11 protein-coding genes are annotated in these 10967 nt (G+C 72.6%); 4 read left to right on the top strand and 7 right to left on the bottom strand.

The features are described 5' to 3' along the window. The first annotated feature begins 12 nt into the window (after positions 1–12). Positions 13–1371 carry a N,N-dimethylformamidase beta subunit family domain-containing protein gene (locus tag OP04_RS16575; protein ID WP_033340528.1) on the top strand — a complete coding sequence of 453 codons (1359 nt, stop codon included), beginning with the start codon at positions 13–15 and terminating at the stop codon, positions 1369–1371. On the opposite strand, the gene OP04_RS16570 is transcribed toward OP04_RS16575, so the two are convergent. The 4 genes from OP04_RS16570 to OP04_RS16555 form a co-directional block, all read right to left on the bottom strand. After that, a complete protein-coding gene (locus OP04_RS16570; RefSeq protein ID WP_051798058.1) occupies positions 1361–2065 on the bottom strand; it encodes an HAD family hydrolase in 705 nt (234 codons plus the stop codon). The two genes, OP04_RS16575 and OP04_RS16570, sit on opposite strands and share 11 nt — an antisense overlap. 8 nt (positions 2066–2073) lie before the next feature. Beyond that, on the bottom strand, positions 2074–3195 hold the full coding sequence (locus OP04_RS16565; protein ID WP_033340527.1) for a serine/threonine protein kinase: 1122 nt from the start codon (positions 3193–3195) through the stop codon (positions 2074–2076). 11 nt (positions 3196–3206) lie between these two features. Beyond that, on the bottom strand, positions 3207–4292 hold the full coding sequence (locus tag OP04_RS16560) for a radical SAM protein (RefSeq protein WP_033340526.1): 1086 nt from the start codon (positions 4290–4292) through the stop codon (positions 3207–3209). Positions 4293–4446: 154 nt separating this feature from the next. Further along, entirely contained in the window at positions 4447–5328 is an 882-nt protein-coding gene (locus OP04_RS16555) for a phosphotransferase family protein (protein WP_033340525.1), read from the bottom strand. A 28-nt stretch (positions 5329–5356) separates the two neighbouring features. Here OP04_RS16555 and OP04_RS16550 point away from each other — a divergent pair, with 28 nt between their 5' ends. Beyond that, positions 5357–6874, top strand: a complete 1518-nt coding sequence (locus OP04_RS16550) for a PP2C family protein-serine/threonine phosphatase (RefSeq protein WP_033340524.1) — start codon at positions 5357–5359, stop codon at positions 6872–6874. On the opposite strand, the gene OP04_RS16545 is transcribed toward OP04_RS16550, so the two are convergent. The 3 genes from OP04_RS16545 to OP04_RS16535 are packed head-to-tail and all read right to left on the bottom strand — an operon-like array spanning position 6875 to position 8467. Next, entirely contained in the window at positions 6875–7261 is a 387-nt protein-coding gene (locus tag OP04_RS16545; protein ID WP_033340523.1) for an ATP-binding protein, read from the bottom strand. Continuing rightward, entirely contained in the window at positions 7254–7574 is a 321-nt protein-coding gene (locus tag OP04_RS16540; protein WP_033340522.1) for an STAS domain-containing protein, read from the bottom strand. Before OP04_RS16540 ends, OP04_RS16545 begins: the two co-directional genes overlap by 8 nt. 26 nt (positions 7575–7600) lie before the next feature. Continuing rightward, complete coding sequence (locus OP04_RS16535) at positions 7601–8467, bottom strand: oxygenase MpaB family protein (protein WP_033340521.1); 867 nt, start codon at positions 8465–8467, stop codon at positions 7601–7603. Between the two features lie 98 nt (positions 8468–8565). On the opposite strand from OP04_RS16535, the gene OP04_RS16530 reads away from it, so the two are divergent. Further along, positions 8566–10188, top strand: coding sequence for an AbfB domain-containing protein (locus OP04_RS16530; protein ID WP_033340520.1), 1623 nt, complete (start codon positions 8566–8568; stop codon positions 10186–10188). After that, positions 10173–10934 carry a nucleotidyltransferase domain-containing protein gene (locus tag OP04_RS16525; RefSeq protein WP_157239896.1) on the top strand — a complete coding sequence of 254 codons (762 nt, stop codon included), beginning with the start codon at positions 10173–10175 and terminating at the stop codon, positions 10932–10934. Before OP04_RS16530 ends, OP04_RS16525 begins: the two co-directional genes overlap by 16 nt. The last annotated feature ends 33 nt before the right edge of the window (positions 10935–10967 follow it).

The raw sequence follows: 10967 nt of genomic DNA, 5'->3' as shown, positions 1-10967 counted from the left end.
TAAGAGTGAGTCATGGGCATCGATGGGTACTTCGGGCGGGAGAGCGTGGCCGCGGGCGGCGAGGTGAGCCTGCACGTGTCGACGGAGGCGCCGCGCTGGCGGGCGGACTTCTTCCGGATCGGGCGGACCACGCGGTACGCGGGCAGCACCCCCTGGCTCCCGGGCGGGCGCGCGCCCCGGCCGCCGCATCCGGACGGCATTCCCGGGCGGTCGGATCCGTCCGTGGACTGGGGGTGGCCGGGCCACGCGTTCACGCTGCCGGAGTCGTGGGAGCCGGGCGTCTACGTCGCGTTCTTCGTGACGTCCACGGAGAGCACGTTCTACGACCCGCGCCGGCTGAAGGGGCCGGGCCGGGAATATCTGGTGGTGCGGCCGCGCGCGCCCCGGGCCCGGATCCTCTACAAGAAGTCGAGCTTCACCCGGCACGCCTACCACCGCACGGACGGCGCCAGCCTCTACGAGGACCCGGTCTACCTGCCGGGCCAGGGGCACCGGGTGAGCTTCCGGCGGCCGGGCGGGATCGACGACCTGGCCTGGTGGGACGCGCCGTTCCTGGCCTGGCTGGAGCGCAACGGTTACGACGTCGACTGCTGCACGGACCTGGACCTGCACGAGGATCCGGGGCTGCTGGCGCCGTACCGGCTGCTGCTGAGCGTGGGGCACGACGAGTACTGGAGCGCGGACATGCGTACCCACGTGGAGTCTTTTGTGGACAACGGCGGGAACGCGGCGTTTCTCAGCGCGAACACCTGCTGGTGGCGGGTGCGGGTGGTGGACGGCGGCACCGCGTTCGTCACCGACACCGACCACCGCGTCGGCGACGACTATCCGCATCTGCCCGCCACCGACCTGTGGTGGGAGATCGCGCCGGAGAACGCGCTGACCGGCGTCAGCTTCCGCAACGGCGGCATGTGGCCGGGTGACTGGCCCGGCGACCGGCCGCGGGACGGCTTCGCGGTGCAGCATGCGGACCACTGGGTCTTCACCGGCACCGGTCTGCGCGACGGCGATCGGCTCGGGGCCGGCACACCGCTCATCGGGTACGAGTGCGACGGCGCCGCGTTCGTCCGCGACGTGCACGGCATCGCGCGGCCGACCGGCGCGGACGGCACGCCGGCCACGTTCGCCATCCTGGGCCTCGCGGAGCTGGGCCCGGTCCACGACGACTTCCACCACCTGCGCGCCGGTCATTGGAACTGCACCGGCCGGGAGACGACCGGGCCGCGCGCCGCCACCATGGGCGTGCACACGCGCGGCAACGGCACCGTGTTCACGGCCGCGACCACGGACTGGCCGGTGGTGACCGCGAGCGGCGCCGACCCGGCCGTGGAACGGGTGACGCGCAACGTGCTGGACCGGCTCAGCACCTGAGCTCCCCGGCCAGCGTGACCACCTGCGCGAGCCCGCCGACGCGCCAGACGCCGGGCTCCGGCGCGGTCGTTTCCCGGCCGGACCGGCACAGATGGGCCGCGCGCATGCCGACCGCGCGCGGCCCGGCCACGTCCGGCCCCCACACGTCGCCGACGAACAGCGTCTCCGCGGGCGTCAGGCCGCAGGCGTCCAGCGTGATCCGGTAGATGCGCGGGTCCGGCTTGCGCATGCCCGCGCGCGCGGACGTGACCGCGGCCGTGAACGCCGCACCGTCCAGTCCGGACTGACTGATCGCGCGGTCCAGATCCCAGTACCAGTTGGAGCAGACGGCCAGCCGCAGCCCGAGCTTCTCCAGCGCGGCGACGGCGGGGGCCGCGTCGGCGTACCCCCGCATGGTCATCGCCTTGGTCTCCCGGTCCAGATCGGTGACGAGCGCGTCCACGCGGCCGGCCGGCACGCCGAGCCGCCGGGCGTCGGCGCGCAGACGATCAAGTTCCCAGCGGTGGTACGCCCCGGCGCTGCGCGACGCCGCCTCGTGCCGCGCGCCGTCCTCCGGCGCGTGGTCCCACGCCTCGCCCCACCGCGCGCCCAGGTGCGCCAGCCCGTGCGCGGCGAACACGTCGCGGTGCGGACGCCCGGTGGAGGCCAGCTCCGCCAGCGTGCCGTTGAAGTCGAAGACCACGCCGCGCAGCACGCCGGTCCTCAGAATCGGCCGCTGCGGCGCGGGAAGTAGTCCTCCATCACCCCGTCACGGTGGATGTCGACGGTGGCGCAGTGCAGGCCGCCGCCGAACGGGCCGACCGCGCGGAACGGCACCGGCACCACCTCGAAGCCGAGGTCCACCAGCTGGTCCGCCAGGCGTTTCTCCTCCGCCTCGACACACACCGTGTTCCGGTCCAGGTTGAGGATGTTGACGGCCAGCCACGGGCTGCAGAAGGACAGCCGGGGCACGTGCCGCCAGCTGGCCGGCTGCACGGCCTCGACCACCTGCCAGTCGTTGACCTTGAAATATTCCATCAGCTCCGGCTCGGCGAGCTGCTGGCCGGCGTGCATCACCAGGCCGGGGCGCAGCGGCACCCAGGTCGCGTCGATGTGCAGCGGGTACGTGTTCGTAAACGTGACCGCGTGCACCCGGTGCTCCGGGAAGTGACGGCGCAGCCAGTCCGCCCCCTTGCGGTTGGTGACCAGGGACAGCTGCACGAACAGGTCCTTGCCGAACCGGGCGATGTCGGCCGCGTCGAACAGCGGCTCCTCCTCGGTGAGCGCCAGATCGTTCACCGCGACGCGGGCCAGCCGCTCCGGGTTCGTGATCGTGGCGTACTCGTCCCAGAAACCGGGCTTGTAGCTGGCGTCCGTGAGCCGGGGCTTGGGCGCGGCCTCCCAGCGCATGTCCGGGTCGTGCTCGTAGAGCTCCTGCAGCACCGGGCGGTAGGCGAGGTATTCGAACCAGCGGCTGCGGTACGACATGGTCGCCTCGAGCATCTCGGCGCCGACCGTGATCAGCACGTCCCGCGGCGGCATGCAGCCGAACATGCTCTGCTGCGCCCAGTCCGGCGTGGTGACGGTCTGGGCGAAGTCGATCGGCGTCGGCCGGGAGACGCGGATGCCGCGCGCGGCGAGCAGGCCGGCGAACGCGTTCAGCTCCTCGGTCGCGGCCGCGGTCATGTCCTCGGGCATCGGGCCGAACGTGCCGCGCGGGAACCCGTCGTCCGGGAAGTCCCGCTGGACGGCCGGCTCCGGCGCCTGGACCATGGTGCCGTCCGCGCGCCCGACCAGCACGTGCCGCAGCGGATCCCAGCCGTTCCAGGAGTTGACCTTGAGCATTCGACGCTCCTTTAAAGAAAGAGGTCCTGGTCGTCGTCGTGCACCGGCCGGCCGCGTCCGGCCGCGATCTCGTGCAGCTCAAGGTTCGAGCCGTGCCGGGCGCAGTGGAACGTGCAGTCCCGCGACGGGTCGACGATGCCGCGGTCGGAGCGGCGCCAGATCTCCGGCAGCGTCTCCGTGACCGCGTCGCCGAGCCGGGCCGCCGGATTGCCCCGGTGGTAGGGACACACGTAGACGCCGGACGGCGTGACCAGCGTGCGCAGCTCCGTGACGCCGCACCGGTGGTACGCCTTGGGCTGCACCGGGCCGTCGTCGCGCTGCACCGAGTCCATCGTGGACGAGTTGACCACCTCGATGAGGCTCTGCGCCTTCTCGATCTGCCTGGCCACGCTGTCGCGCATCTCGTCGCCGAGGCCGATGATGTGGTGCCCCTCGTCGAAGAGCGCCTTCACCTCGAAGTAGTCGCAGCCGATGTCCCTGGCCAGCCGGGCCGCCTCGAACACCTCGTGATGGTTGCTCTCGACCGTGCCGTCCGCCGCGCGCCGCGCCACCACCAGGAAGGAGTAGCCGAGCGCACCGGTCCTGACCCGGGCGAACGCGCGCATGTTCGCGATGACGCGGTCGAACGCGCTGCCGCCCTTGCGGTCCGGGCGCACCGATCGGTAGGTCTCCGAGGTGGCCGCGTCGACGGAGACACGCACCCAGGACGCGTGTGCGGCCAGCTCGTCCAGGTTACGGTCGATCATGGTGCCGTTGGTGACCACGCCGATCGCGATGCCGGCCTCGCCCAGCACGGTGACGACCCGGCGGGTGCCGCGGTGCGCCAACGGCTCGCCGCCACCGATCAGAATGACCGCGCGAACACCCATCTCCACCAATTCACCGGCGAGTGCGACGAGTCTTTCCGGTGTGAATCTGCCCTGATTCAACAGTTTTCCACTGATGCATTCGGGGCAGGCGAGATCACAGAAAGTGGTCGGGTCGAGGTCCACGACCAACGGGCTCTCCGAGCGCTTTCCGCTGGCCACGCGCGCGACCGCCGGGTAGACACCGGGCTGGTAGAGCTTCCCGGCAAGGTCCAGCCGATCAATGGTCACGATGAGCCCACCCCTCGCCGAAAGAACGCAAGACCCGGCGATGACTATATAAGGCCATCGGACCTATTCGATAGATTGACTTTCCGTGCGGACAGCGGTATTCGCGACAGATTCCACGCAATTAATGGTCGCGGGAATCCCGCATCAATAACTTCTATTCGAACGTGTCGAGCAGATATTCGAGGTGTCGCTCCAGCGCGTCCCGCAGCACCGCGGGCGTGCGGTCGGTGCGGCCGAGCGCGCGCCATGGACCGCCCGCGTTCGCCGCGTCCGGCGCGAACGCGAGCGCGCTCAGCAGGCGCCAGTAGAGGTGGTGCTCACCGCGCGGGCCGCACGCGTCCACGAAGGACTCCGCGAGCGCGTCGTCGTGCAGCAGCGCCAGCATCGTGGCGCAGTGGCCGATGTCCAGGTCGGCCGGGCCCCAGGACGCGTCCGTCCAGTCGATGACGCCGGTGACCTCGCCGGACGGTCCGAACAGGACGTTGCCGAGGTGGAAGTCGCGGTGCAGGAAGCGGCCGGTGAACGGCGGCGGGTCGCGGGTGATCAGGTGTTCGGCGTGCTGCCACATCGCGCGCCTCGCGGTGCCGTCCGGGTAGCGGATCTCGCCGGGCCAGGCCCAGGCGGTGTAGAGCGGCGGGCGCAGCGAGGGCGGCGGGCGGAAGCGGTGGATCCGCGTCACCTGGGCGGCCAGCGCGGCCGCGCGGGCGGGCGCACCCTCCGTACCCACGTGGGTCTGTCCTGGAATGTGGGTCATCAGCAGCGAGGGGTGGGGGGCGTCGAGCCGCACACCGAGCAGCCGCGGCACCGGGATGTCCGTGGGAGCCAGCAGGCGCAGCATCGCGGCCTCACGCCGGATCATGTCCACGGCGCGGGCGGCCAGCTCCGGACGCCGCATCGACCGCAGCACCAGCGCGGTGCCGTCGCTCAGCGCCAGCCGCCGGACCAGCGACGACCAGCCGCCGGCCAGCGTCTCCGTGCGGAGGATCTTCACCCCGTCCGGGAGTAGTGTGCGCGCCCAGGCCTCGTCACCGCCCATGCCCGAAGCGTACGGATAAGCTGTGGGAATGGCTGACGACGGCGTGCCTGCCCGGATCGCGCCACCGGCCGCCCTCGTTCAGGAGATCCTCTCCGGGCTGCCCGCCGGCTGCTCCTGGCTCCTGCCGATCACCGGCGCGGACGGCACCGTCACCGACTTCCGCATCGCGGCCGCGGGCGGGCGCGTGGCCGACATCTACCACCGCGGCGAGGGCCGGCGGGACGCCACCGTCGTGGAGCTCTACCCCCGCATCGTCGGCGGCGAGCTCTGGCAGCTGTACGTGCGCGTCGCCGAGACCGGCGAGCCCGGCGAGCTGCCTCGGTTCAGCTACGAGGTGCAGCAGGCCGGCGTGGTCGCCCACTCGATCTTCGCGGTCAGCGTCCGGCCCGCGCTCGGCGGCCTGCTGGTCACCTGGCAGCGCGAGGACGAGCACCTGCGCCGGCTCGCCCACACCGAACTGCTCGGCAGCCTCGGCTGGACCGAGTACGACCTGCAGACCGGTCAGACCGACTGGTCACCCGGCATGTACCCGGTGTTCGACCGCGACCCGGCGGCGGAACCGCTCACCCGGTTCGAGCAGGCCGCGATGATGCTGGCCGAGGACCGCGGCCTGGCCGAGACCGCGTGGCAGACGCTGGACAGCGGCGGCACGTCCGACGTGACCGTCCGGTTCCGGATCGGCGCCGGCATCAAGCACCTGCGCATCATCTCGGACACCGCGCGCGACGCCGAGGGCAAGCCGGTGAAGATCTACGCGGTGGTGCAGGACGTCACCGCACGCGTCGACACGCGCGGCGAGATCGAGCGGCTCGGCGACCAGCTGCGCACCCGCGAGATCACCGCGCTGGCCGAGCACCGCCTCGCCGGCCAGCTGCAGAACATGATCCAGCCCGTGCCGCGCGAACCGTTCCCGCTGGCCGGGCTGGAGGCGATGGTCAGCTACCTGCCCGCCGTGCGCGCCCAGCTGGTCGGCGGCGACTGGTACCACGCCCAGACGCTCCCGGACGGCCTGGTCGCGCTCGCGGTCGGCGACGTCGCCGGCCACGGGCTGGACGCGGCCAGCGGCATGGCGCACCTGCGGTTCGCGCTGGTCGCGTGGCTGTCGATCGGGCTGCGCGACCCCGGCCTGCTGCTCGCCCACATGAACCGGCTCTGCCTCCAGCTGCGCATCACCGGCACCGCGATCATCTCGATCTACGACCCGGCCACTCGCACGCTGCGCTGGGCCCGTGCCGGCCACCCGGCGCCGCTGCTGTCCCGCGACGGCGTGGCGGACGAGCTCGAGCGCCCGGTCGGGCTGCTGCTCGGCGCCGCGGACAGCGCCTCCTACCCCGTGCTCACGCCGTCCCTGCGACCCGACGACGTGGTCCTCTTCTACACCGACGGCCTCGTGGAACGCCGTGCCGGCGATCCGGCCGCCCAGTTCCTCCGCGTCCGCGACGCGCTCGCCGCCACCGGGCCCGACCTGCCGCGCGTCCAGGCCGCGCTCGACGAGCCCAGCACCTTCGACGACACCTGCACGCTGGCGCTGCGCGTCCTCCCCTGACTACAGGTCGAGGTGGATGCGGACGCGGGTGGCGCCGGCTATGACGGAGGTCTCGACCTCGTCGCAGAGGTGCTCGACGATGGCGAGGCCGCGGCCTCGGAGCGCGTCCGCCGGCGGCATGGCGTGGCCGAACGCCGGCGTGGTGCGGTGGGTGAGCGCGCCGTCGAGGACGTCGCAGACCAGCCGCCCGCGGGACGTGCGCAGCGCGACCTCACCGCCGCCGCCGGTGTGCTGGAGCGTGTTCGTGGCCAGCTCGCTGACCGCGAGGACCAGCAGCTCGGCGCGTTCCTCGGGGAGGCCGAGCGCGGCCGCGCGGGCCGCGACGAACGCGCGCAGCGCGGACAGGTCGGTGGCGACCGCGTAGAGCATGCGCCATTCGTCAGGCATCTGAGCCACCCCCCTCGGCGAGCAACTGGCCGACGCCGGTGAGGTCCAGCACGGTGGCGACCGGGCCGGCCGCGTTCCGCACGTGCAGGCGACCACCGGCGGCGAGCGCGGCGTGGTGCGCGGTGACCAGGCTGTGCACGCCGGTCGAGTCGATGAACGTGACGCCGGCCAGGTCGACGACCACGACCGGCGCGCTCGCGACCGCGCCCAGCAGCGCCGCGGTGAGCTCCTCACGGACCGCGAGATCGCATTCGCCGTCGAGCGTCACCACCGTCCGGGCGGCGTCGCCGGACGTCCGAGCCTCGAACCCCATGACCCCTCCCCTGTGTACGCCGCTCATCATGGCACCGCGGGCGGCTCCGCCCGGCGGGGGCCCAACTCCCCGATCGTGTACTCGGTGCCGTAGGTGCGGGTGCTGATGCCGTCCGCGAACCGCGGCACGGCGCGCGGGCCCCGGAGGTGGCGCTCGGTGAACGCACGGCCACGCAGCAGTCCGTGGATCGTGAGACGGGCCGCCAGCGGAGGCCGGGGCAGTCCCGCCGCGGTGCGCAGCGGGTCGTCGTAGAGCACGCTGATCAGGGCTTTCGCGTGGCGCGCGACCGGGCCGGGGAGTTGCCGCTCGCGCAGGCCGCGGATGGACCGTTCGATCGCGGCCGCCTCCGGGCTGTACGCCATGTGTGCACGGTCGTACTCCTCGAAGAATTGCACGGTCGCGGCGTACCCCTGGGGGATGCTCTTGATCTGAAGGTTTTCGCCCAGTTCGCGGTAGAACAGGAAGGTGGCGTCGCGCTCGATCTCTGTGGTGGCGCGCCAGCCGAACGTGTCGACGAAACGGGTCGGCACCACGATCAGGCAGGCGAGGACGTAGGCGAAGTCCTCGTCCGCGCCGGGCACGTGCGCGTGGACCTCGTTGATCCGGCCGATCGCGGCCCGGCCCCGCTCGCTGCCGACGCCGTGCAGGATGATCTCGTTGAGCAGGATGCCGGTGTCGTCCGCCCGCTTCTGCGCGTGCACGGTCATCTCACCGGTACGGGCGAGTTCGCGGGCTATGTGCGGTATGGCAAACGAGCGGTTGAATGCCAGGTTGAGCCCCATTCTGAGCTCCCACGGGTACTCCAGCCGCACCATGGTCCGGTAGATCTCGTGGTAATCGCGCGCCGGATCCATCGTCTGAAACCGGCGCAGAATGTCGAATCGTCCGCGCATGCGGTCAGTCCATCATGGAAGTTACCGCCGACCACTGTTCCTTCCCGCGATGATTCGGTACGGTCTGGGCTGCTTGGTGATCTGCGGAGGAGCGGTCTGTGACGGAGCGGTTCGCCCTGGTGGTGGCGGCACAGTCGGGTGACCGGCGGGCGCTCGGGGAGCTGGTCTCCGGCCATCTCCCGCTCGTCTACAACGCGATCGGCCGTGCCGTGGGCGCGCACGCGGACATCGACGACGCGGTCCGGGAGACCATCCGCCGCGTCGCGCGCGAGCTTCCCGACCTGCGCGATCCCGCCACGTTCCGGTCCTGGCTGCTGGTCTGCGCGATGCGTCAGGCCTCGCGCGTGCGCCGTGGCGGCCCGCGGGTGGTCATGCCGGAGGACGGCGACGCGCCGGACCCGGGGGCGGACTTCACCGGTCTGAGCATCATCCGGCTGAACCTGTCCGGCCAGCGGCGGCGGCTGGCCGAGGCGGTCCGCTGGCTGGACGCCGAGCACACGGGCGTGCTGTCGCTGTGGTGGCTGGAGGCGGCCGGCGCGATCGGCCGGTCCGAGTCCGCGGCCGCGCTGCGCCTGTCCGTGCCGGACGCGAGCGCCCGGATCGACCGGATGCACGAGCAGCTGGACGTGGTGCGGGCGCTGGTCAGCGCGCTGCGGGCCCGCCCGGCCTGCCCGGGTCTGCGGATGGTCACGACCGGCTGGGACCACCGTCCCGGACCGGCCTGGCGGCGGCGGATCGTCCGGCACGTGGAGCACTGCCCGGTCTGCACCACCACGGCCGCGCACCTGATCCCGGCCGAGCGGCTGATCGGCGGCCTGGCGCTGGTCCCGGTGCCGAACACGTTGCTTGCCGCGCTGCACTCCGACGGCCTGCTGGCCGAGCGGCCGGTCCCGGCCGCGGTGGTGCACTCGCGCGGAACCGTCTACGAGCCGCTTGAGCTGCTGATGTCCGCGCCGGTGGTGGACGAGCGACCGGCGCGGCGTCCGTCCGCGGCGCTGGTGCTGGCCTCGGTGACGGCGCTGCTGATCCTGGCCGCCGGTGGCGCGGTCGCGATGACCGGGCAGGGCGAGGAGCCGCTCCCGGTGCCGGTCGCGGCCGCGGAGGTGCCGCCGTTCCGGCCGGCCGAGCCGGCGGTGCCGTCGTCGAGCCCGAGCCAGAGCCCCAGCCAGAGCCCCAGCGCGAGCCCGAGCCCGTCGGAAAGTCCTGAGGCGGTCGCCGAGGTGGTGGCGCCGCCGCCCAGCAGCGAGGCACCTGCGCCCGCACCCGCGCCGCCCGGCCACCCCGCCGCCGCGCAGACGCCGTCCCCGACGCCGCCCCGGCAGGAGGACACGCTCCGGTCGCTCAGCGCCGCCAACGCCCCCGGCCGTTACGTGCGGGAGCGCAACGGTTACGCCATGCTCGACGCCGTCTCCGCGTCCCGCGCGACCGAGTTCACGGTCGTCCCCGGCCTGGCCGCCGCAGACTGCCTGTCGCTGCGCCTGCCGGACGGCCGCTACCTGCGCCACTTCAACTACCGGCTGCGCGCCTCCGGCGACGACGGCAGCGCGCTGTTCCGCGCGGACGCCACGTTCTGCCCGCTGGACGGCGGCTCCGGCACGGTCGTGCTGCGCTCGTTCAACTACCCGAACCACGTGGTCCGGCACCGCGACTACGCGCTCTACATCGACCGGCCGGACGGTTCCCGCGCCTTCGCACGCGACGCCGCATGGCTGCTGGGGTAGCGGAGCAGGAAAGGCTGATCGCGCGGGTACGGGAACTGTGCCACGCGGACGATCGGCTGACCGCTGCGCTGATGTACGGCTCGTTCGCGCACGGCGAGGCCGATGAGCACAGCGACATCGAGTTCTGGCTGTTCTTCGCCACGCCGCCGGACCCGGTCCGATGGCTGTCCCGGATCGGCCCTCTGAGGCACGTGCTCGTCAACGAGTCCGGCACGCACGTGGTGTTCTTCCCCGGCCTGATCCGCGGCGAGTTCCACCTGGTCACGGCCGCGGAGATCGGCTCGGTCGCGACCTGGCCGGCGCGTGGCGGGCCGGTCGCGGACATGGTGGTGCTGGACCGCACCGGCGAGCTGCGGCAGGCCCTGGAGTCGCTGCCGGCACACCCGCCGCTGCCGGACGCGGCGGAGCTGTGCGGCCGTTTCGTGAACTGGCTGGTCCTCGCGCACCACGTCCTTCAGCGCGGAGAGCTGCTGCGCGCGGCCGACGCGCTGGCCCACGCGCGGCGGCACCTGCTCTGGATGACCCGGCTGGCCGAGGGCAGCACGCAGCACTGGCTGACGCCGTCGCGCGCCGCCGAGTCCGACCTGCCCGCGGGCGTGGTAGCGGCGCTGCACGCGGTGGACGCGGGAACAAGGAGCGAGTCGCTGCGCGCGGCGTGGCGGCTCGGCCGGGCCTGCTGGACGCGCCTGGGCGTACCCGTGCCGGAGGGGTTGTTCGTGGAACTTGACGACACCTTCGGCGGTTGAAGCGCAAACCCGGTCCCCCGATGTCGCACCGGC

This window comes from Catenuloplanes japonicus (genome assembly GCF_000717135.1).
GTDB classification, from domain to species: Bacteria; Actinomycetota; Actinomycetes; order Mycobacteriales; family Micromonosporaceae; genus Catenuloplanes; species Catenuloplanes japonicus.
The sequence above is the reverse complement of the archived record's forward strand: the minus strand, read 5'-3'. Positions and strand labels throughout refer to the sequence as shown.